Annotated in this window: 19 protein-coding genes and 2 pseudogenes; 7 read left to right on the top strand and 14 right to left on the bottom strand. The window is 48.0% G+C overall.

Annotation, left to right across the window (positions count from 1 at the left end):
• Positions 1-231 precede the first annotated feature (231 nt).
• Both ACM6J5_RS16985 and ACM6J5_RS16990 read right to left on the bottom strand, forming a co-directional pair.
• Positions 232-567, bottom strand: coding sequence for a ComEA family DNA-binding protein (locus tag ACM6J5_RS16985; protein WP_095943941.1), 336 nt, complete (start codon positions 565-567; stop codon positions 232-234).
• A 112-nt stretch (positions 568-679) separates the two neighbouring features.
• Positions 680-787, bottom strand: a pseudogene (locus ACM6J5_RS16990) (hypothetical protein); the annotation flags it as partial.
• 842 nt (positions 788-1,629) lie between these two features.
• Here ACM6J5_RS16990 and ACM6J5_RS16995 point away from each other — a divergent pair.
• From ACM6J5_RS16995 to ACM6J5_RS17025, 7 genes and pseudogenes are all read left to right on the top strand, one after another.
• Complete coding sequence (locus ACM6J5_RS16995) at positions 1,630-3,090, top strand: hypothetical protein (RefSeq protein ID WP_414929005.1); 1,461 nt, start codon at positions 1,630-1,632, stop codon at positions 3,088-3,090.
• Positions 3,090-4,166 carry an acyltransferase family protein gene (locus tag ACM6J5_RS17000; RefSeq protein ID WP_414929006.1) on the top strand — a complete coding sequence of 359 codons (1,077 nt, stop codon included), beginning with the start codon at positions 3,090-3,092 and terminating at the stop codon, positions 4,164-4,166. The genes ACM6J5_RS16995 and ACM6J5_RS17000 overlap by 1 nt, the downstream gene beginning before the upstream one ends.
• Positions 4,163-5,254 carry a DegT/DnrJ/EryC1/StrS family aminotransferase gene (locus ACM6J5_RS17005; RefSeq protein ID WP_414929007.1) on the top strand — a complete coding sequence of 364 codons (1,092 nt, stop codon included), beginning with the start codon at positions 4,163-4,165 and terminating at the stop codon, positions 5,252-5,254. Before ACM6J5_RS17000 ends, ACM6J5_RS17005 begins: the two co-directional genes overlap by 4 nt.
• Positions 5,255-5,267: 13 nt before the next feature.
• Complete coding sequence (locus tag ACM6J5_RS17010; protein ID WP_095943946.1) at positions 5,268-6,200, top strand: glycosyltransferase family 2 protein; 933 nt, start codon at positions 5,268-5,270, stop codon at positions 6,198-6,200.
• Positions 6,193-7,152 (top strand): WxcM-like domain-containing protein, encoded by a 960-nt coding sequence (locus ACM6J5_RS17015; RefSeq protein ID WP_414929008.1) that lies wholly within the window; start codon positions 6,193-6,195, stop codon positions 7,150-7,152. The genes ACM6J5_RS17010 and ACM6J5_RS17015 overlap by 8 nt, the downstream gene beginning before the upstream one ends.
• 22 nt (positions 7,153-7,174) lie before the next feature.
• Positions 7,175-7,534, top strand: a complete 360-nt coding sequence (locus tag ACM6J5_RS17020; protein WP_414929009.1) for a GtrA family protein — start codon at positions 7,175-7,177, stop codon at positions 7,532-7,534.
• Positions 7,535-7,678: pseudogene (locus ACM6J5_RS17025) on the top strand (UDP-N-acetylglucosamine 2-epimerase); the annotation flags it as partial. It abuts the gene before it with no gap.
• Between the two features lie 176 nt (positions 7,679-7,854).
• On the opposite strand, the gene ACM6J5_RS17030 reads toward ACM6J5_RS17025, so the two are convergent.
• The 12 genes from ACM6J5_RS17030 to ACM6J5_RS17085 form a co-directional block, all read right to left on the bottom strand.
• Positions 7,855-9,843 (bottom strand): polysaccharide biosynthesis protein, encoded by a 1,989-nt coding sequence (locus tag ACM6J5_RS17030; RefSeq protein ID WP_414929095.1) that lies wholly within the window; start codon positions 9,841-9,843, stop codon positions 7,855-7,857.
• A 79-nt stretch (positions 9,844-9,922) separates the two neighbouring features.
• Positions 9,923-10,939, bottom strand: coding sequence for an MraY family glycosyltransferase (locus tag ACM6J5_RS17035; RefSeq protein ID WP_414929010.1), 1,017 nt, complete (start codon positions 10,937-10,939; stop codon positions 9,923-9,925).
• Complete coding sequence (locus ACM6J5_RS17040; protein WP_414929096.1) at positions 10,939-11,916, bottom strand: UDP-glucose 4-epimerase family protein; 978 nt, start codon at positions 11,914-11,916, stop codon at positions 10,939-10,941. Before ACM6J5_RS17040 ends, ACM6J5_RS17035 begins: the two co-directional genes overlap by 1 nt.
• Before the next feature lie 2 nt (positions 11,917-11,918).
• Positions 11,919-13,073 (bottom strand): glycosyltransferase, encoded by a 1,155-nt coding sequence (locus ACM6J5_RS17045; RefSeq protein ID WP_414929011.1) that lies wholly within the window; start codon positions 13,071-13,073, stop codon positions 11,919-11,921.
• Between the two features lie 144 nt (positions 13,074-13,217).
• Positions 13,218-14,180 carry an NAD-dependent epimerase/dehydratase family protein gene (locus tag ACM6J5_RS17050; RefSeq protein ID WP_414929012.1) on the bottom strand — a complete coding sequence of 321 codons (963 nt, stop codon included), beginning with the start codon at positions 14,178-14,180 and terminating at the stop codon, positions 13,218-13,220.
• A gap of 14 nt (positions 14,181-14,194) precedes the next feature.
• Positions 14,195-15,268, bottom strand: a complete 1,074-nt coding sequence (locus tag ACM6J5_RS17055; protein ID WP_414929013.1) for an EpsG family protein — start codon at positions 15,266-15,268, stop codon at positions 14,195-14,197.
• A gap of 40 nt (positions 15,269-15,308) precedes the next feature.
• Entirely contained in the window at positions 15,309-16,217 is a 909-nt protein-coding gene (locus ACM6J5_RS17060) for a glycosyltransferase family 2 protein (RefSeq protein WP_150673569.1), read from the bottom strand.
• Positions 16,217-17,512 (bottom strand): O-antigen translocase, encoded by a 1,296-nt coding sequence (locus tag ACM6J5_RS17065; protein ID WP_414929014.1) that lies wholly within the window; start codon positions 17,510-17,512, stop codon positions 16,217-16,219. The genes ACM6J5_RS17060 and ACM6J5_RS17065 overlap by 1 nt, the downstream gene beginning before the upstream one ends.
• On the bottom strand, positions 17,496-18,641 hold the full coding sequence (rffA, locus tag ACM6J5_RS17070; RefSeq protein ID WP_414929015.1) for a dTDP-4-amino-4,6-dideoxygalactose transaminase: 1,146 nt from the start codon (positions 18,639-18,641) through the stop codon (positions 17,496-17,498). Before rffA ends, ACM6J5_RS17065 begins: the two co-directional genes overlap by 17 nt.
• On the bottom strand, positions 18,638-19,198 hold the full coding sequence (locus tag ACM6J5_RS17075) for an acyltransferase (protein ID WP_414929016.1): 561 nt from the start codon (positions 19,196-19,198) through the stop codon (positions 18,638-18,640). Before ACM6J5_RS17075 ends, rffA begins: the two co-directional genes overlap by 4 nt.
• Positions 19,199-19,237: 39 nt before the next feature.
• Positions 19,238-20,116: a glucose-1-phosphate thymidylyltransferase RfbA gene (gene rfbA, locus ACM6J5_RS17080; RefSeq protein ID WP_414929017.1), complete on the bottom strand. Its 879-nt coding sequence runs from the start codon at positions 20,114-20,116 to the stop codon at positions 19,238-19,240.
• Between the two features lie 214 nt (positions 20,117-20,330).
• A complete protein-coding gene (locus ACM6J5_RS17085) occupies positions 20,331-21,392 on the bottom strand; it encodes an LPS O-antigen chain length determinant protein WzzB (RefSeq protein WP_414929018.1) in 1,062 nt (353 codons plus the stop codon).
• Between the last annotated feature and the right edge of the window lie 155 nt (positions 21,393-21,547).

Here is a 21,547-nt window from a genome sequence, read left to right on the forward strand (position 1 = left end):
CCTGAGAAACGCAAAAAGAAAACCAGCGCCTGTGTTTCAGGACGCGGTGTCGGAACGTCAATTTATTATAGGCATAATTTTACAAATACATGATAGTCATAATTTTATAATGCTGACAGAGAGCCAGTCTCAATGATCGGAGCCAGGAACAGTCAACGCCCGGAGTGTTCCCATTTGCCAGAATGTAAAAAGGCCGGTCAATGACCGGCCCCTTGGCGTAGATTTACAAGTTTAGTTCACCTCAAGCTTCTCGCGGTTTTTATCGAGAATGGCTTTGCCGATACCCTTGACCTCAAGCAGTTCGTCAATTGAAGCAAAGGGTCCATTATCCTCACGATACGCAACAATCGCTTTCGCCTTGGCTTCGCCCACACCGGACAGTTCGCGGTGCAGTGTTGCTGCATCCGCCGCATTGAGGTTGATTTTGCCGGACTGCTCTTTCTCTGAAGCTTCCATCACCACAGGAGGATTTCCAGCTTCCTGTTTGACTGCAGGTGCAGCTACGACGGCAATTGAAGTGCTGGTCAGCAGGGCAAAAACGAGAGAGTAGAAATAGCCAGTACGCATAAATGACGCTCCATGACATCGATTGAGAAAGCAGCTTTTCCGAAGCTGCCTTCAAAACTTAGGTGATGTCTGGAGCGTGTCAAAAATGTGTCCGTTACAGCATGTGAAACAATCAGGGTTCGAGGCGACGCTGCTGATAGATCCAGTCGACAATCTCGCCGTCGGGGGTATAGCCGCTGACGGTTTCGCGTAACTGGCGTACGCGGGAATAATCGTCTTTTCGACTGCTGTGAGAAGCTCAGCCAACCCTTCTCATCCACCCGTACTGTTTCATTTATTCAACACCTTCTCTTGACCGTTTGTTTTCCGTAAGGCCGTACCTGCCAGAAACGGCAAAAAGCCTCGGTATCCCCCGGTTCCACTCACTTGCAATGATAAGCCCCTCCTGGAAAGAACCTGCCGCACCTGCAACCACCACCGCTTAGGAAAACGGCGATTACAAGGTGAAAAGGCACAGTCCAATACGCTACCATGCGCGACGCGGTTGAGACGCTGGGCTCACAGGGGCCATTGTCAATACTTGAACGTCGATCGGCCACCTGTACAAGAAGTCGAGCCACATTACTGATGCGAAATTATTCAGCAAACCCCGTGGAAATGATAAACAGCTTTTGGCGCAACAAACGGCTGACAATGCAGTTGAGTAAACGCGATTTGCCTGGCCGTTATCGCGGTTCGACATTGGGTTTGTCATGGTCTTTTTTCGGTAGTTTTCAAGGCACGCTGGGGTGTATCGGCAGATGAAAGCAAAACCGACTTCGCCATCACTCTTTTCGTTGGCTTGTGCGTGATGTTCACGCGAAAAGTGTATGAATCGGTCGGCCCGCTGGATGAGGCCTTCGGTCGAGGATTCTTCGAAGACGATGACTATTGCCGCCGTGTAGAGCAGTCAGGCCTAAGAGTTCTGTGTGCGGAAGATGTGTTTATTCACCATCAATTGTCTACGTCCTTCAATAAGCTTAAAAGCGCTGATCATCAGGCTCTGTTCGAGCAGAACAAAGCAATAAATGACGCCAAGTGGGGCACGTGTACGCCACACACTTACAAAAACATGGAAAAGAAATGAGCATCTCAATGAACCCGATGCAAAAAACGATTATTTCAAGGCACGTGAATCTCCTTTCATATGCATTAATTTGTGCCATCTTCTATCTAATGGCGTACTACTCTGTCTCAGCCTTGCTACCAAGCTCCATTCCTGCTCATCACGACGATTACGCCAACTATGCGCTGGCTTCAGGAGGTTTGGCCTGGTCGTGGAACCGTCCGCTTTCGACCTGGGCGATTTACATATTTTCCTCCATGGGCCCTGAGTACCTGAGCTGGGCTGTCAGGATCCTCACCGCCACCTACGTATTCCTGTGCTGGAGGATCCTGGTTCAGGTCTTGCAACCTCGCCAGTACTGGATAACTCTGATGTTGTTTGCGGTAGCTTCGCTATCCAGTCCTATCGTCGCCGAATACGCTCGTTACACAGGTATGGTGACGCACATGATGTCGGGCTGCCTGGGTCTCGCAGCCGTATATTTCGTGTTCAAGGATGATCGCGAGACCAGTAACGTCTGGCTATATGCATCAGTGGTGTTGCTGTTGCTGTCCACACTGGCCAAGGAAGACTTTATTCTGTTCTATGCGTTTTCTTTCGCGTACGTTCTGATCAGGTCGAACAACCCGGTCAAAAAACGCATCGTCGTTGGCCTGATCGGCCTGGCAGCGTCACTGCTCATGGTTGCAGGCGCGAAGTTCCTGGCCGCTTCCAGCTTCCTGGGCGAAAACGATGTCCACTCCCCATACTTCATCGATACCTCGGTGACCAGCGTGGCAGCCACGGTGTGGCGTTACCTGACAGGCACCGGACATTCGACCATGATTGGCCACGGGCGCATCGTTGCGGCGGCAATAGTCTTTTCCGGTATTGTGGCGCTGTACGTGCTGGTACGTGACAAGCAGATCCCGAAAACACTTTATATAGTTGGGGCAGCGTTGACACTGATCGCCCCTTATTCCGTCCTGCCGAACCACGTAAACCCATACTATGAGTTGATCTGGCTGCCGTTCATCATTGGCGGCGTCTATGTCGCACTGACAGAATTGTTCAAGATCAACTCCGCGAACTCGATGAGCGCTTATGTAACCTGCGCGTTGCTGGCGACTCTCACCATCCTGTTGTATGTGGTAGACACTCCAGGTCGATCCGCCATTGCCAATTGGTACAACGTTATTGCTTCAGACAATACCCGGGTGCTCAAACAACTTGATGAAAATAAGACCGCCATCAATGCCGCACCATCCGTGTGCGTTTACGGCGCCGGTGCTTTCTCACCGTGGTACATGCACAGTGGCCAATATCTGGACACTGTGATGGGTCTGCATACTGTCTGGAATATCGTTGTCGACAAGAACTCTCCGCTCTATCCGGGCTTCCAGCTGGGGGCGAATATGTCCCATGGAAAGGTCGTGGTGACAGGCGAAGCAGACGCAAATGCAAACTGCATAAAAATTTCGATCGCCGAGGCTAAATAATGCGTACGTTGGCGGATTTATTCGCAGGAAAGAACAATAATCTGACCTTTATCCGGCTAGTAGCTGCGCTAGCGGTCATCTACGGCCATACTTCGGCGATTGTTGCCGGTGCCCCGTCAGACTGGGTAGCGGTCACCACAGGCTACGCATTTTTTGGCGGAGTTGCAGTCGACCTTTTTTTCCTGATCAGCGGTTTTCTGGTCACGGCCAGTATCCTGAACAGCGGCGTGAAGAGCTATGTCATCTCCCGGGTGCTGAGGATTTTTCCGGCACTTTGGGTCAATCTGATACTAGTGACGTTTGTGCTGGGCAGTATCGTCACCACATTGTCCGTATCGGACTACCTCACCAATGGCGAGGTCTGGTCTTACTTTAAGAACCTGGCATTTGCCTACCAAGGTGCTTTTTTCCTGCCGGGCGTATTCACTCAAAATCATAATCACGCAGTGAACGGTTCGCTCTGGTCGGTAGTGATCGAAGTCTGGCTATATGTCGTTGTCCTGTTTTTCTACCTCTTCGGCTTGATGCGCAATCGTGCCGTGTTCAATACGTTGTTTTTCGTTCTGATTGTGGTGATTTGGAACAACCAGGGATCTCTGCCGCCGGCATTCGGTTCGACGATGTTGCATGTCTGCCTGTTGTTCTATATAGGCTCGTTTCTATACATCAACCGCGACAGCGTGCCCGTCAGTCCGTACTTTTTGCTGATCGCACTATTTCTGGCCGGCATTACGCTGGGTACTGAAAAATTTGTCTATGGCTACATACTGCTGCTGGTGACTTTCTTCTGTTCGGTCAGTTTTCTGAAACAATTCGCATGGATGGATAAGTGGGGAGATTACTCTTACGGCGTCTATCTTTACGGCTGGCCGGCACAACAGCTGACCGCCTGGGCATTCCCACAGTTTTCAGGGATTCAAAACTGCCTGGTTGCCAGTACGATCGCCTTGACTTGCGGTATTGCCTCTTGGCATCTAGTCGAAAAAAGAGCTATGCGCCTAAAAAAGGTTTTCATCAAAAAACCTGCAACATCAGCGATCAATTCCGGATTGAATAACCAAGGAGCATTGATATGATCCCCCTCTTTTCCGATGTAGCAATGAATAAAAATCTGGACTTCCTTGGTGCGGTTAAAAAGGTTCTGGACCGCCACTGGTATGTTCTGGGTGAAGAAGTGACTGGTTTCGAAGCAGAGTTCGCCGCCTATGTAGGCGTCGAGCACTGTGTGACCATGGCAAACGGCACAGACGCAATTGAGATTGCCCTGCGCAGCGTCGGTGTTGAGCGTGGTGATAGCGTAGTTACCGTGGCCAACGCCGGCTTCTACAGCAGCACGGCCATTCATGCCATCGGCGCCACGCCACTCTATGTCGACATCGACCCGTCCAGCATGACCATGTCGGTCGAGGCTCTTTCAGAGGCACTCAAACACAAGCCCAAGTGCGTGATTGTCACTCACCTTTACGGTCAGTTGGCAGATATCAAAGAATTGTTGGCTCTGGCCCATGCGGCCGGCGTGAAATTGATTGAGGATTGCGCACAATCTCACGGCGCACAGCGCGATGGTCGTCAGGCCGGAAGCTTTGGTGATGTGGCTTGTTTCAGTTTCTACCCCACCAAAAACCTCGGCGCCCTGGGTGATGGTGGTGCAGTTGTGACCAACAATGAGGAATTGGCCGCACGCCTCAAGACTCTGCGCCAGTACGGCTGGTCCTCCAAGTATCACGTTGGGCATGCCGGCGGCAAAAACAGTCGCCTGGATGAAATGCAAGCCGCGATTCTACGGATCAAGCTGCCGTTGCTGGACGCCTGGAACGCTGCGCGCCGCGACATCGCTTTTCGCTACAATGCCGCCTTTGCGGACCTGGGTTTCGAAGCTTTGCCATCGGTCGACGAGTCATACGCCGCACACTTGTATGTCGCGCGCATTCAGAATCGTGATGCTCTGCGTGAATTCCTGAAGTCCCAAGGCGTTACCACTGACGTTCATTACCCGGTTCCGGACCACCAGCAAGCAGCCTATACCGAGCCCCATGTTGTCGGCTCCATGGAAGTGACCGAAAGCACGTGCAAAAACCTGGTGACCCTACCTTGCTTCCCCGGCATGACCGATGAAGCGGTAGAGACAGTCATCACAGCTGTGAAAAAATACTTCGAACAATAAGGAGCATCATCGCTTGCTAACTTTAGTCATTCCTGTTTATAAAAACGAAGGCTCATTGCCGGACTTGTTGATCGCCATCGATGGACTGAACAGCAAATTAGCAGGCGATTTCGAAGTGGTCTTTGTGATCGACGGCAGTCCAGACCGATGCTACGAGATCTTGCGGGATGAGTTACCCAAGCAACGCTTCGAATCCCGCCTGGTCTTGCTCTCCCGCAACTTTGGCTCGTTCCCGGCCATTCGGGTAGGCCTTGAGGCCGGTCGTGGTGATCGTTTTGCGGTCATGGCTGCCGACTTGCAGGAACCACCGGAGCTGGTGCTGGAGATGAACACGCAACTGCTCAGTGGGCAGTACGATGTGGTTCTCGGCGTCCGTGAAGGTCGGGACGACCCCCTTCTGTCGCGTATTGCCTCCAAAACATTCTGGAACCTGTATCGACGCTATGTAGTACCGGAAATTCCAGAAGGTGGCGTGGATGTCTTCGGCTGCAACAAAACCTTTCGCGACACGCTCCTGACCCTCGATGAAAGGCACAGTTCGTTGATCGCACAGATTTTCTGGCTGGGCTATCGGCGCAAGACTATTTCCTACAACCGCCTTAAGCGTGAGCACGGCAAGTCGGCATGGACGTTCACCAAAAAAGTGAACTACATGATGGACAGCATTTTCGCATTTACCGACCTTCCCATCCGCCTCCTGACACGTTTGGGTGGTGTAACTACCCTTCTAGCTGCCAGTTTCGGTATCGCCGTAGCCATTGCGCGGCTTCTTGGACTGATCACAGTTTCAGGTTACGCAATGACCATTAATGTCATCGTCTTTCTGGGGGCAGCCAACCTGTTGGGCCTGGGGATCGTAGGTTCATACGCATGGCGTACCTACGAAAATACCAAGGCCAGGCCGTTAGCCATCCCGATGAGGACAGAGAATTTCAATCATGAATAATGAAAACGCCGAGTATTTCGTTCACCCCAAAGGGCTTTGCGAATCCCCACATATCGGTAAGGACACCAAGATCTGGGCTTTCGCGCATGTATTGCCCGAAGCCCGTCTCGGCTCCGAATGCAACATTTGCGATAACGTCTTTATCGAGAACGATGTGGTCATTGGTGACCGCGTCACGATCAAATGCGGAGTTCAGGTGTGGGATGGTATCGAGATCATGGACGATGTGTTCATTGGCCCCAATGCCACTTTCACCAATGACCGCTTCCCGCGCAGCAAGCAGTATCCGGATGAATTCCTGCGCACAATCGTCAAGACCAAAGCGACCATCGGTGCCAACGCCACCATTCTCCCCGGCCTGACCATTGGTGAAAACGCCATGATCGGCGCTGGTGCCGTTGTAACCCGATCCGTCCCTCCGTTTGCAATAGTCGTCGGCAACCCGGCCAAGATCATTGGTTACGCTGACGCCGTCGAGAGTACCAACGAGAGCATGAAGGTCAGTGCCTCGTCGAAACCGGCAGTGACCGGCACCAAAGTGTCCGGAGTCACATTGCATACCTTCAAGGCTGTTCCTGACCTGCGTGGCAGCCTGTCGGTGGGTGAATTTGAACGCGAGATTCCATTCAACCCGAAACGCTATTTCCTGGTCTATGACGTACCCACTGCCGATACCCGTGGCGAGCACGCTCACCACCAGTGCCACCAATTTCTGATCGCAGTCAGAGGCAGCATCCGCGTAGTCGTGGATGATGGCGAGACGCGTGAAGAAATCACACTGGATCGCCCTAACATGGGCTTGTACCTGCCGCCCAAGACCTGGGGCATTCAGTACAAGTACTCAGCCGATGCCATGTTGTTGGTGTTCGCATCCGACTATTACGACGCCGACGACTACATCCGCGACTACGGTCAGTTTGTCGATCTGATCAAATCTCAAAAGCAGGCTTGAGCGGATGTCGAGGCGAAAGACGTTGACCGACCTGGTCAAGTTTGTTGTTGGCGGTGGCATCAACACCGCCTTTACCTTCGGCCTGTACTTCGGCCTTCAGGTCGTATTGCCTTACCAAGTGGCATACGCCCTGGCCTTTGCCACCGGCGTAGTGTTTTCCTATTGGTTCAACGCAACGATCGTTTTCAAGACCCCCGTCAGTTGGAAAGGCTTCTTTGCCTTTCCACTGGTATACCTGGTGCAGTATCTGTTGTCAGCAGCTCTGTTAAGCGTCTTTGTCGAGCGCTTCAGCATTCCTCAGAGCGTTGCACCACTGGTCGTCATTGTGGTGACTATCCCCGTTACTTTTGTGATGACGCGCTGGTTCCTGCGTCGCACATAAGGTGATACCACCACTGTTTTCGCTTTGACCCTGGTATTTTTTTATCGCCGAATTCCGTTTGGCCATGTTGAAGCAGGCCTGCGTACCTGGGACATGCAGACCCCCTTCCCGGAAGAAGCCGACCGTGTATTGGCTGGGCGTTTGACGACGGCAATTGATATGCTGGTCAGCAGGGCAAAAACGAGAGAGTAGAAATAGCCAGTACCCATAAATGACGCTCCATGACATCGATTGAGAAAGCAGCTTTTCCGAAGCTGCCTCAAAACTCAGGTGATGTCTGGAGCGTGTCAAAAATGTGTCCGTTACAGCATGTGAAGCAATCAGGGTTCGAGGCGACGCTGCTGATAGATCCAGTCAACAATCTCGCCGTCGGGGGTATAGCCGCTGACGGTTTCGCGCAGGAGTTGGCGGACGCAGGAGTAGTCATCCTGCTCAACGGCGGCCAGCAATTCCGCCAGTTTGACTTTAAGAACCTCCCAGGAAAGGTAGTCCTCAGTGGCGGTCATGATCATTGGATGAGGCGTTGCGGCTACGTTGTCGCCAATCAACAACTCTTCATACAGTTTTTCACCAGGGCGAAGTCCGGTGAACTCAATCGAGATATCTCCATGGGGATTTCTCTCCGAGCGCACACTGAGACCTGACAAGTGGATCATTTTTTCCGCCAGCTCGACAATCTTTACCGGCTCGCCCATGTCCAGAACGAAAACGTCGCCTCCCTGCCCCATTGAGCCTGCTTGAATCACAAGCTGGGCCGCCTCGGGGATCGTCATGAAATAGCGAGTGATCTTCGGATGTGTAACCGTCAGTGGGCCACCGAGTTGAATCTGCTTGTGAAATAGCGGGATGACGGACCCAGAAGAGCCCAGGACGTTGCCGAATCGAACCATCGTAAAACGGGTTTTATTGACCCGCGAAACATTCGAGGCGTCCCCAAACAAAACAGGTGCCAACTCCTGACTCAACGCCTGGAGCGTCATCTCAGCCAAACGCTTGGTGCTGCCCATGACGTTGGTAGGCCGTACTGCCTTGTCCGTTGAGATGAGTACAAAATTGGCAACATTGGACTGCAACGCAGCCTGCGCGGTATTCAGCGTACCGATGACGTTGTTGAGTACACCTTCGGCGATGTTGTGCTCAACCATCGGGACATGCTTGTAAGCCGCGGCGTGGTAAACCGTATCGACACGCCACGTCTTCATCACGTCCAGCAGCTTTTCCTGATTACGGACAGACCCAAGGATCGGCAGCAACTTTACAGGCAAAGACTCGCGTGCAACCCGCTGCTCCAATTCGGACATAATGCTGTAAAGATTGAACTCACTATGCTCAAACAACAAAAGCGTAGTGGGTCGCAGCACCAGTATCTGGCGGCAAAGCTCAGAACCGATCGATCCACCCGCCCCCGTCACCAGCACGACCTGGCCCCTGATGCAATGCGAGAGGAGATCGCCTTGCGCAGGCACGGCATCGCGCCCGAGCAGGTCCGCAATATCCACTTCCTGAATGTCGTCAACTTTTACACGACCGCTCGCCAGATCCATAAAGCCGGGAACACTTCGGACATGCAGTGGAAAGCCTTCCAGGTACCCCAATATTTCACGACGCCGCCCGCGATTTGCCGACGGGATGGCCAAAAGGATTTCCTGAGCCCCGGTAACATCGATCATCTTCTCAATATGCTTGGGCTCGTAAACGTGCAATCCCGAAATGACCCTGTCAGCAATACTGTTGTCGTCATCGATAAACGCGACAGGTCTCATTAATCGTCCCATGCGAAGCGCTGCTACCAGCTGGTTTCCCGCGGCGCCTGCTCCGTAGATTGCAACCTTTGGCAACCCCTTGTCTCTATTCGTGAATGGGACATGCTGAGCAGCAGTAAGCCAATCGCCAAGAAAATACTGGCGCATTGCTAGTCGCAACCCGCCAATCATCAATAAGCTGAGCCACCAATAGTTAAAAATGATCGAGCGGGGAATAACAGTCTGATGATTGCTATACCAATAAACCACGAGCCCGAGGATCAGCGACGAGAGACTAACCGCCTTCACGATTTCAATCAGTGCGTCGTTTCCGAAGTAGCGTAAAACCGCACGATACAATCCAAAGCGAATGAACAGCGGAATCGCGACAACCGGTGCACACAAGAATAACCAGGTGTGCGCCTGCAGCGGATTTACAATCTCGTCAATACCCAAGCGAACGACGAATGCCAACCAAAGCGCAGCCCAGACCAGGAAAATATCGGTCGTAACTTGCATCAGCCTTTTTTGGCGCCGCGGAAGCTGCAGTAGCCATTGGCGAAGCATCTCAATATCCTTTTCAAATAAAGCAAACGACAAGCTTAAAGCTCAAGCGTGTTTATCTCAAACACCTTCAAGCGACACATCACACTTCGCGCTGACCGGCCTTGAATCGCAATGCCAGCAGAAGCAAGGGTGCATAAGCCACCAACAATCCGACGAAACCATCAAGCAGGCCTATCGCCACCAGCATGGCAATTGGTAACAGCCAAACCACATTTATGCCGGTTACCGAAAGCGTTACAGGTAAATGGCTGCCGTACTGTCGTGACGCGTACTGATAAGCGTGACTGCGATGCGCCTCGTAGACCTTATCGCCTCTAATCAGTCGAACGAAAAGCGTGCATGTCGCATCGACAATGAACGCGCCCAGGAGAATCAGCCACCCCCAGAACAAAGTGGGGTTTACCCACGCTGCTTGCAAAGACAGAAAACCTAGCGTTATGCCCAGGAAACCGCTACCGGCATCGCCCATGAAAATTCGCGCAGGAGGGAAATTCCAATACAAGAAACCGGCAACAGCCAGCGCGAGCGCCACCGGCCCCCACACAGAATCGGGATTTCCTGAGACGACGTACAGGACGGCTCCACCCAGGCAAACAAAAATGGCTTCCATACTCGCCAATCCATCGATCCCGTCCATAAAGTTGTACAGGTTCAATAACCAGACCAGATAGAAGCTTCCGAACAAATACGCCGCCCATCCTAGATCAATGGCCATACCGAACAGGTGAATCGCTGGCATTCCATTGAAAATAACCATTCCGATGATTGCCGACGAAAAATGGCCTAACAATCTCCAACGCGCCGGGATATGACCATGATCGTCGAGAAAACCAATGATCGCGACAAGTCCCCCAGGCACCAGGACAGCCAAGGCGACGGACCAATGAATCTGTTCAGTCACAGCAAGAAAAATCGCACTCAAAAGGAAGGAAACCACGATCGCGACCCCTCCTCCCCTGGGGGTGGGTAGCACGTGCGAGCTCCGCGCGTTTGGGACATCAATAAGGCTATTGGACAATGCATATCGACGTAAAACAGCAGTGCCTACCAGAGCGCCAACAAACGCCAAAGGTAAAATCCAATATAAGGTCGTCATCAGCGATGTTCCAAAAATTCTTTGGCTGTTTTGTCTAGAGCGTCTTCGACTGATACTGCTGGGTACCATCCAAGAAGATGCCGGGTCTTTTGTATGTCTACTTGCAGTGATCCACACAAACGCTGGGACAGTGATCGACGTCCCAAGGCAACAGCACAAAATGCCAACATCTTTGCAGGAACCGGAAGCAGCCGACTCTTGACCCCTAGGGCCTTAGCAGTGCGTTGTAATAATTCAGTTGTAGACAAATCAATGCCATCACTGACCAAAAATGTTTGTCCCGCGGCTTTGGGGTGCTCAACGCAAACCATAATCAGACTGACGAGATTATCGAGTGACACCAAACTTCGTTTGTTATGAATAGAACCAAATGGCAGCGGAAGACCTTTGTAGAGCCAAGTCATCATATTTCTAAAATTAGCTTTTACACCAGGGCCATAAACCAAGGTAGGCCGAATGATGACAACCTCCATACCCGTTTCTTTCGAAATAACACGCAATGCGTCTTCGGCTTCTTTTTTGGAAACACCATAGGCATCGGATGGGGCAGGCTTATCGTCAGCGGTGAACGGCTTACCGACATCTGTCTGTTCCCCATTTACCTTTATGGAACTGATGAAAACAAAACGTTTAACTCCGGCTGCAGCAGCCTGCCGAGCAAGATTGATCGTGCCTTCAACATTAACCTTCCTGAACTCGGCTAATGCATCCTGCTCTACCTCCTTCATCACGTGAACCCGTGCGGCAGCATGAATAACTACTGCAGCGTCCTTTAACCCAGCACTCCAATCAGTTGCAGAGGATATATCCGGAACCAAGAACATTGACGAAGAACGTTTTTGGCCATCTTTTTTTGAACGCGCGACAGCCACTGGGAAATATCGCTCAACTTTATCCAGTGCACTCACCACCGCAGATCCGACAAAGCCGCTTGCCCCTGTAACTACGATACGTAGGGGGACCTGAACTGAATCCATAGTCAATTAAAAAACCTCTTATATTCGTTAATCAACAGTTCAGAGCAGGTACTCGCACTGAATTCAGTGATGGCCCGCACCTTCGCAGCCTCCCCCATCGCCTCCAGTAAACGAGCATCACTCAATATGGAAACAATGGCTTGCTCAAGTGAAGCAGGATCCCTGACAGGAACCAAAATTCCCGTCTCACCATTTACTATCGCGTCAGACAAACCGTAAATATCAGTACCTACCGTTGGAGTCCCCATGGCCGCAGCCTCAATGACAACGGTGCCAAAACCTTCGCGATAACTGGGTAGACATAGCAAGTCCGCCAGAGCCATATACTTTTCAGGCTCATTTGAATAACCGACAATTTTAAGATTACGACTTAAGTCATCCGTAGAGGCGCTAGCGACAATTTCTTCGGCATCGGCTTCAAATGGCCCTACCAGAATGAGAAATACACTTTTATCGGCACGTACAATCTCACGAAATGCCGACAAAAGTTCTCTGATTCCTTTGTCCGGAGTAACTCTCCCGACAAACAATAGTATTTTGCTACCCTCTGGAATACCAAGACCATCTCGCAAATCGGCCAACGCCTCCACGTCATAACGAGAAGAATCAAACCGATCAAGATTTATGCCTGCCAACGATCCACTTCCTAGAACGGAAATTTTTTTAGCTTTTATTACACCGCTGGAAACAAGAAAATTCTTTTGGCTTATACTATCGGCATAACAGTGTGTATTCAGCAACCCTATAATTTTATCACAAAATTTCAGTATTAATTTTTTGGCTCCGCCCATCGTTACCCACGGCTGCCCGGTAAAGGTATGCAGACGAACTTCTGTACCCGATAGAAAACCTGCAATTGCACAAAGCAACCCTGCTTTCGGCGTCGTAGAGTGAACCACGTTGAACTTTTTATTTCTGAAAACCTTAATCAGTGATATCAAACTTAATAAATCCTTTACAGGGTCTATCTTACGCTCAATATTTACTGGTATATAATTCGTACTTTCCGCTAGCTGACCACTCATTTCATCGTAACTAGCAATAACAGTAACCGCAGCACCAGAAGCGGCCAATGCGTCAATCTGCGCTTTCAACTGCGTTAGAACAAAAAAAGGAACAGTTGAAACTCGAGCAATTTTTAAGTTTTTATCCTGCACTATGAATCCCCCTCTTAACACCTTGGCTCCGTCCATTACCCTGCGTCGAAACAATCAAGCCAATAGCTGCACCCACTGACTGCAAAGAAATACGACTGATAGTTTGGAGTACTTGGTCGTAAAACATAAAGAGAACTCCACTTATCAGACTATCGGTCGTTTTGTAAAAAGTTCACTGATAGCCTCTGGCACATTTTTTTCAGGAACAAAACCGAGGGTGTCACGAATCTTGGTGGTTGGGTACGTTGTTTTAGACACTAGTGCGTCAATACGTGCCGGAGTGACGGGCAGTCGCAAAAAACGATTGGCTACGGTAACCATTACGCGCAGCAGCGTTTCTGAAACGCTCCATTTCGGACGGGATACATGTTGTGCATCGGCCATACCGTTTATCAGATCAGACAATGGACAGTCATTAGAAAGATTAAATACCTCACCTCTAGCCAATGGGTGGAATCCACAAAGCATCAAGGCAGAGGCAACGTCCTCAACATGGACATATGTAGCGACGGCATCTCTCCTGGCAGTTCCTATGTAAAAAAACAACCCTTTCTGTACAATTTTTCCAAGCTGACGAAGCGAATTGTTCGTCATGCTTGCACCAAATACGTTAGACGGCCTCAATATCGAGTAACTGAAGAACTCACTACTTCCACCTTTCATTACCAGTGAGTCGGCTATCGTCTTGGTTTCTTCGTAGGTTCCTTGAGGATTTTCTTTTGTTGTTTCACTTACGATACGGAGCGCACCCTGGGCAGGGCCATATGCTCCCACACTACTTAATTGAACAAAGTGTATGGGGTGTTCCGCAGATGCCAGACGATTAACAGCTGCAATCAAACGACCAGTGGCATCGACATGAAGTGATCGCATGGCCTTTTCATCGCGAATTTCACCCGCGCAATTGAAAACGACTTCACAACCGGATACCAAAGAGTCGTAATTCGTTTCAGGGTTCGTCAAATCAGCCAGCACAACCTCTACGTCGCTGAAACTGGTTTCAAAGGAGGTACGAGTTACAACCCTGACTTTATGGCCCGATGCACACAGGCGCGCGAGCAATTGGCTTCCAATAAAACCCTTAGCACCTGTCAGTAATACGAACATCTCACCTCCCCCCCTTACAAAAACACATTTTCGTTTCCAGTTTCTTTTGGTCGCTTTCCGGCTGCTAAACTGGCACATGCGAGGCGAATGATGTACCCGATCTCCAAGGGATAAAAAATCCAGGCATAAATGCCAAATCTGTCATTATAAGCCACATCAAACATCGCTATATGCAAACAAGAAAGAAATGCACAGATATAAAATATATACGTTTCATTTGTGCGGCCTCTCTCTAGCAGTTTAAGCACTATCAACAATACAATGGAAAACGATGAAAACGCCCAGAAATCCCATCTAAACCCTGTGAGATAGTCAATATTATCGACATCAGTATAGTTTATTGACAAACCGTAACCTGACAACAACTCGAACAACATGGACACCAACAAAGAAAAAACCTTAAAGTAGGATGCCATGGACACCAACAGCCAAAAAACCACTACACTAAAAACACCAACCCCCATAATTTGCCTTCGAAATAGCACAAAAGGAAAGTAAACCAATGAGGACTTATGAAACAATGTTGCCAGCAATGAAAACACTAGACCTCGACGCCAATAGCCCTTCACACAACAAACCAAAGAAAAGTTCACGAAGCACAGAGCAAAACCTTGCCGAATAATATTTGCCGTCAATGAAAAAAAGAATGGATAAAACAACAAGAACCCAAAAGCCGGGAGCACCCAACTGGAGCTACTACCAAACACAGCTTTCAGCAAAAAATAGTAGGACCATAAAAACATAAATGCTACAAAGAAGAAAAAACACTGATAGCTCAAACCAAGAAAACCAAAGAAACTGACTACTCCGATAAAGCCAGGCTCAAAAGTTTGAAATGGATTTTCGAGACCAGAATTATAATCATTATAAAAATTTATATAGACCTCAGTATCACCTTCCATATCAAATGGTCGATTAGATATATAATAGGACGCCAAAACAATCGCAAGAAAAACGATAAAAACTTCTATCGTGCGAAACAGATTGCTCGCCCTGTTATCAGGCACCAACGCCCTCACTGCAGTCAATAACAGTAAAAAAACACTTATCACATACAGTGGCGTGCCATACAACTCTAAACCAGCCATTTTCTCGCCTCGATCAGCCTCACATCGCACTGTTCTCTAGTCAACGAACTTTGCTCTCAGGGCCTACATGCTTTCTGACACTTACCGTATCCATAAATTTGTGTAGTCGGAAGTAGTAAAAATTACGCAACAGAAAAATCAACCCCTTGAATGTGCACTTGCGAGTAGATTTCGCCATCGCCAGGAATGTGACAATAAAATTTGAATATAGATCTTTTCTCAGTTCCGGTAACTGATAAAAATATCGATACAAATCATCAAAATAAATCGTATACGATTTTATTTTCCCTTTAGTCGTCGACAAATAAGAACCTGCAGATGGATTGCACCGATATTTTACTAACGGAGAATTTATGTAAGCTGCCTTGCCGTTAGGAAGTAAAGAATCGATAACGAAGAACCACTCCATAAATTCTCGAGTAATGACTGCCTTCCTGGAAGTTCGACGATAGGCATAGGAACTGTGAACCGCAATCGCGCCCCAGCGAGCCATTTCCTGAAGAGAGATAAAAGAAACCAGGCTAGCGTCAGAATTTGGGTACTGAGTTTCAGAAGCGTAAGAACCGTCATCAGAAAAATAAATAGCTTTGTGGAACACGACATTTACATCCGCGTTCTCTTTGAAAATATTATACTGCTGCTGAAGCTTCCCCGGCAGCATGACATCATCACCATCGAAATGATAAACAACATCTCCTGACGCCATCTTGTGGACACCATGGTAATTCAAGGCGGCGCCAACGTTTTTCTCTCTCAACAGCAGCTTTATTCTACCTTCGTGCTTGCTTGAGTACTCACGAAGTATTTCCTGTGTTCGATCGGTTGAACAATCATCCGAGACAATAATTTCACAATCAAAATCTATATTCTGAGAAAGGATACTATCCAGACACTCCTCTATGTAATCCTGCTGATTATAACAAGATACAACTACACTCCCGGATAACATCAGGCATTTCTCCTTTTATAAATAACAAAACCGAAAACCGAAACAATAAAATAAATTACATTCATTATTAAGTTAGCGACAAAAGCGCCTTCGACGCCCTGTCCACCATTCAAAAAAAACAGACTAAAACTGCAAAACACCACGCCCTGAGTCAGTTCACTTAGCAAATATATTTTGAGTGCCGCCCGTGCCACAACGACAAAGCTTATCACATATGTAATAACACGGAAAAAATCTGCCAGCAGTTGATACTTAATAAGATCTTCAAGCTCGGAAAACTCGGATGAAAGCAGTAATGGAATAACGTATTGACGAAGAGCGAAAAACACCGTTCCACCCAATACGAAAATCACCATGACGAGCTTCATAAATCTAAAAACCAGAGGTGTTATTTCCGACACTTTGGTCTTTTCTGAAACCATTGGCATAAAATAAACAGCGAGAAAAATTGTAAAAAAACCCATGTATGCACTGGATATCTTTATCGATGCCTGCCAAATACCCGCTGCTACAAATCCAACATGCTCAATAATTTGTTCACGAATAATAATTTCGACCAATGGAACACTGATTGCTCCAACTGTTGCCATCAATGTAAAAGACAATAATCTTTTAAAACCTTGTTTCTCAAACTTGAAACCGATGGGCAACTTCAAGAAAATAGATTTACAGTAAAAATACAGTGCTGGTATCGAATAAAACGAGAAAAAAAGCACCATCGATATCGCTGCACCGACAAAATCAAACCTCTGAATCAAGATCCAGCTTACCGGAAGAACCAATATATTTCCGACTATTTGTATAACCGCAAATGTCTTGGTATCGCGAAGACCATTTGCGACTCCCGTCACTAGATTGGTAAAAGCAAACCCAAACTGAGAAACAGAAAGAAATACCACAATCCAATAATAATCAGGCGTCTTAAAGATATAGCTGGAGATAATCCTGGAAAAAGCACACCCCAACAAACACACAACAACACAAAAAACTAAAGAGTACGCTTTGGAAACCGCAATCGTCTTCAGCAGTTCCTTAGGTTGTTTTTTGTACTGTGCGACATATTTAATAAGGCCGTTTACAATCCCTCCTCCTGCAAGCAGAGAAAGCATGGTAACAGCACTCATAAAATGCCCCAATTGCCCCATACCCTCTGCACCGAGGTACACAGCAACAAGCTTAATGAAGGCGAAACCTACTCCGATTTTCGAAATTTGGGCGAGAGTAGTTAAAGCGGCGCTGATTAGCGCACGCTTACTATCAGAGAAGTTTTTTGCAACTTTACTGGTCGGATGCATGAACCGCACCGATGACAACAGAAGCTACTCGATCTATGTCCTTCTTCTGCATGCCGTACCAAATTGGCAGACGAATCAGGCGCTCACTCTCAACTGTGGTGCAAACATCCTTGCCGTGAAAACGACCAAGTCGCAATCCTGCAGGTGCTGAGTGGAGTGGAATGTAATGGAAAACTGCACCGATCTCTTGATCTTTGAGTAAGCCCAATACTTTTGTTCGAACGTCGATATCCCGAACTTTTATATAAAACATATGGGCATTGCCGACACATCCATCAGGTGTCGTGGGAAGTTCGATAAGGCCAGCGTTGGAGAGTTCTTTTAATGCCAGATAATAACTTTCCCAGATTTGGCGCCTTGCACTATTTATCTCATCCACTTTTTCGAGCTGACCGAATAGATAAGCAGCTTGCAGTTCTCCTGGAAGATAACTACTCCCCACATCGACCCAGGTATATTTATCAATCATGCCACGGAAAAACAAACTGCGATTAGTTCCTTTCTCACGAATGATCTCTGCCCGGACTATAAATTGTTCATCATTAATCAGCAGCAGCCCTCCCTCGCCACCACTTGTATAGTTTTTTGTTTCATGAAAACTATAGGCCGCCATGTGGCCAATGGTACCTAACGCCTTGCCTTTATAGGTCGACATCATACCTTGAGCGGCATCTTCGATGACAAACAAGTTATGCTGCTTTGCGATGGACATAATTGTGTCCATTTCGCATGCAATCCCTGCGTAATGGACAGGCACAATAGCTTTGGTTTTGTTGGTAATTGCAGCCTCAATAAGCGTTTCATCAATATTCATAGTGTCAGGGCGAATATCAACAAATACAATTTTTGCACCGCGCAATACAAAAGCATTAGCTGTACTGACAAATGTATAACTAGGCATGATCACTTCATCGCCCGGCTGAATATCGACCAGCAATGCGGCCATTTCAAGTGCCTGGGTGCACGACGGCGTTAACAATGCTTTTTGGCAGTGTAGTTTTTCTTCAAACCAACGTTGGCAGCGAAGGGTAAACTCCCCGTCACCAGACATCTTTCCGCTGCGCATTGCGGAAATGACGTATTGGTCTTCATTTCCGGTATAAGGTGGTTTATTAAATGGAATAGTCATTTTTGTTCATCCAGAAACTTTTGTTCGAGTGCCAGGAGATCTCGCTTACGCTCCTTCACTCGCTCAGCAGGGACACCAACGTAAATCCCCCATGGATCAGTGCTTTTCGTAACCAATGCCATAGCACCTATCGAGCAGCCTTCTTTAATAGTGACTCCAGGCATCACTATTGCCCCTGCACCAACTATTACGTGACGCTCGAGCTTAACCTTCTCGAATATTTCTTTTTTATACTTCTTTGGAACCAATGAGTTAGTAAGTGTGGCACCACTGTAATCGTCTGACTGCGAGAAAATTTTGACACCATAAGCCAGCGTACAGAAGTCGGAAAACTCGATACCTGGCTCTCCACCAGCAACGAGGCACATTGGTGTAATATGATTATACTTACCAAACACTACGCGTCCCGACACCACGCAAAAATCATCTATTCGCGTGTAGTCTCCAAGGTCAATCAATTCTGGATTATAGATAGCAGCCTTGTCACTGATTTTTACTTCTTTCCCTAGGGTTCTGAAACCTAGTTCACTCAACTGTATTGCGCTCAAGTACGCCATAGGCCACCCATGTAGAACTTAACTCAAACTCAAAACAAATTACTTCTTATCAATCTCGTCAACCAAACTCAACAGGTACTGTCCATAACTGTTTTTCTTCAGTTCATTCCCAGTCCTTTGGAGTTCTGCAACGGTCAACCATCCGTTATTAAAGGCAATTTCCTCTAAACAGGCGATCTTGTAACCTTGGCGCTTTTCTATTGTTTCAACAAAATGCGAAGCCTCGAGCAAGCTTTCGTGGGTACCGGTATCCAGCCACGCAAATCCTCGCCCCAGAAGTTCGACATGCAAATTTCCTCGTTCCAGATATGCCTGGTTTATACAAGTAATTTCCAACTCGCCGCGAGCAGAAGGCTTGACTTGCCTTGCAATTTCAATCACGTCATTGTCGTAGAAGTACAACCCGGTTACTGCGAAATTCGACTTGGGCTTGAGTGGCTTTTCTTCAATAGAGATCGCTTTACGACCTTCATCGAACTGAACAACACCAAATCGTTCCGGATCCTTCACTTGATAACCGAATACTGTAGCGCCGCTTTTACGCTTCGTCGCCTCTTGGAGCATGAGCGTAAACCCCTGGCCATAAAAAATATTATCGCCAAGCACCAAACATACCGAATCCTTACCAATAAATTCTTCACCGATAAGAAATGCTTGTGCAAGACCATCGGGACTTGCCTGTACTGCATAGGTGAGGCTGACGCCGATCTGACTGCCATCAGCAAGCAAACGTTGAAATCCTGCCTGGTCTTCAGGCGTCGTGATAATCAGGACGTCACGGATCCCGGCGAGCATGAGTACAGAAAGCGGATAAAAAATCATCGGCTTGTCGTAAATCGGAAGCAGCTGCTTGGATACCCCTTTCGTCAGAGGATACAAACGGGTTCCCGAACCGCCAGCCAGAATGATGCCTTTCATACTCTTCCCTCGTGCCTGATCCTAGGCTTCCGATCAACATTGATACAAACAATCTACCGGCTAAACATAATCGTACACCTGTTTAGTGCTATTTTTCCGATAGACGAACATAAAGCCGTCTCACAAAACGACCAGCGTCGCTCAATAGACCCGGCAAAATCAAACAACCATCATGATAAATAAAACCTATCAGAATGGGCGAGATCGCTGCGTGTTATAGGCTCTTCTGTACAGCCACCTTATTGGCCACAAGAAAGTCTCGAACAAGCGCAACAACCAGCCCAAAACCAAGACCTGATAACATACCAGCCAGGATTACAAACAAAAATTTTGGCTTGACTGGTGCGCCTGATTTTTCTACGAGTCCATCTATCCTGAAAGCTTTAGCTTCTCGATAGCTTTTAGAAAGTCGAGTATAAAAATTGTACTTCGTTTCTATCTCTCGCAATTTGCCGATAAATGGATCGTCAGACTTCCTTGCTTTCAAATTTTCTATTTCAGCCGTCAGTGCTTTCGTGCCGCGCATATAGGTAAGATCGCCTTCCATGTTGCCTAAAATACCCATCGAGGCTTTCGAGTCACTGCCAATGGCGGGTGGCTTTTCAAGACCAATCGCTTGGGCAACCACCAGGGCCTCACGAAGTTTAATCAAGCTATCTTCTCTTGTCTTGTCTCCAACTTCTCGCAGCGAGACCATTTCCTGAAGAAGATTCTGAGACTTAATATCATATTCACTGGAGATATTTTTATTAATCTCTTGTATCGCTAATTGTTGCGCACGCTCCAACAGTTGCTCAATCCACTTGGCGCCCATTTCCGGATCCTTATTCAGGATAACAACGGAGTATCGGTCCAGCGCATCTTTACCAACTATCGAGATAACAAGATTCTTCGAAAGCTTCTCATATAACTTCCCCTTGGGATCCTCACTCTTACCCTGCGCGGCTAAATATGTATTTTTGAAAAACTCACGGCGAAGGGACTCACTTTGCAAATTTTTCAAAAAAACCGAATAAACTTCTTTTGCAGTAAACTGGGGCAACTTGGTCTGTTCAATGCGACCGTAGTTTAAGTTCTCAATATCATTTTGGGTCGGCGGGATCACAAATGCCTTCGCTTCGTATAAAGGCTCTGAGAGAAATGCATAGGTAGCGGCTACAAATGTTCCCAGCAAAGCCGCGCACAAAATCACAATCCTTTGTCGCCAAAGCGTATAAGCGAGCGCGTGCAAATCAAGACCATCATTGACTACAGAATTACTTGAACCAACCTGCATATCCTAAAACCCTTGAAATAATAAAAACCATAGCCCCAACCATGTAAAACACCTCCAATTCCTCTCCGCACGCGCCCCACTGACTCAAATCAGTGTCCTTCAATGAGCTTAGTCACACATCGAGGTGAAAATATTTTATTTAAGCATGGAAAAAA

The organism is Pseudomonas sp. IT-P74 (assembly GCF_949768175.1).
GTDB lineage: Bacteria > Pseudomonadota > Gammaproteobacteria > Pseudomonadales > Pseudomonadaceae > Aquipseudomonas.

Excerpts from the sequence above, each read along its gene's own strand:
- ACM6J5_RS17035 (WP_414929010.1), bottom strand. The coding sequence starts at position 10,939 with ATGACGACCTTATATTGGATTTTACCTTTGGCGTTTGTTGGCGCTCTG.
- ACM6J5_RS17000 (WP_414929006.1), top strand. The coding sequence starts at position 3,090 with ATGCGTACGTTGGCGGATTTATTCGCAGGAAAGAACAATAATCTGACC.
- ACM6J5_RS17040 (WP_414929096.1), bottom strand. The coding sequence starts at position 11,916 with ATGGATTCAGTTCAGGTCCCCCTACGTATCGTAGTTACAGGGGCAAGC.
- rffA (WP_414929015.1), bottom strand. The coding sequence starts at position 18,641 with ATGACTATTCCATTTAATAAACCACCTTATACCGGAAATGAAGACCAA.
- ACM6J5_RS17055 (WP_414929013.1), bottom strand. The coding sequence starts at position 15,268 with ATGGCTGGTTTAGAGTTGTATGGCACGCCACTGTATGTGATAAGTGTT.
- rfbA (WP_414929017.1), bottom strand. The coding sequence starts at position 20,116 with ATGAAAGGCATCATTCTGGCTGGCGGTTCGGGAACCCGTTTGTATCCT.
- ACM6J5_RS17060 (WP_150673569.1), bottom strand. The coding sequence starts at position 16,217 with ATGTTATCCGGGAGTGTAGTTGTATCTTGTTATAATCAGCAGGATTAC.
- ACM6J5_RS17065 (WP_414929014.1), bottom strand. The coding sequence starts at position 17,512 with ATGCATCCGACCAGTAAAGTTGCAAAAAACTTCTCTGATAGTAAGCGT.
- ACM6J5_RS17050 (WP_414929012.1), bottom strand. The coding sequence starts at position 14,180 with ATGTTCGTATTACTGACAGGTGCTAAGGGTTTTATTGGAAGCCAATTG.
- ACM6J5_RS17030 (WP_414929095.1), bottom strand. The coding sequence starts at position 9,843 with ATGCTTCGCCAATGGCTACTGCAGCTTCCGCGGCGCCAAAAAAGGCTG.
- ACM6J5_RS17015 (WP_414929008.1), top strand. The coding sequence starts at position 6,193 with ATGAATAATGAAAACGCCGAGTATTTCGTTCACCCCAAAGGGCTTTGC.
- ACM6J5_RS17005 (WP_414929007.1), top strand. The coding sequence starts at position 4,163 with ATGATCCCCCTCTTTTCCGATGTAGCAATGAATAAAAATCTGGACTTC.
- ACM6J5_RS16995 (WP_414929005.1), top strand. The coding sequence starts at position 1,630 with ATGAGCATCTCAATGAACCCGATGCAAAAAACGATTATTTCAAGGCAC.
- ACM6J5_RS17085 (WP_414929018.1), bottom strand. The coding sequence starts at position 21,392 with ATGCAGGTTGGTTCAAGTAATTCTGTAGTCAATGATGGTCTTGATTTG.
- ACM6J5_RS16985 (WP_095943941.1), bottom strand. The coding sequence starts at position 567 with ATGCGTACTGGCTATTTCTACTCTCTCGTTTTTGCCCTGCTGACCAGC.
- ACM6J5_RS17075 (WP_414929016.1), bottom strand. The coding sequence starts at position 19,198 with ATGGCGTACTTGAGCGCAATACAGTTGAGTGAACTAGGTTTCAGAACC.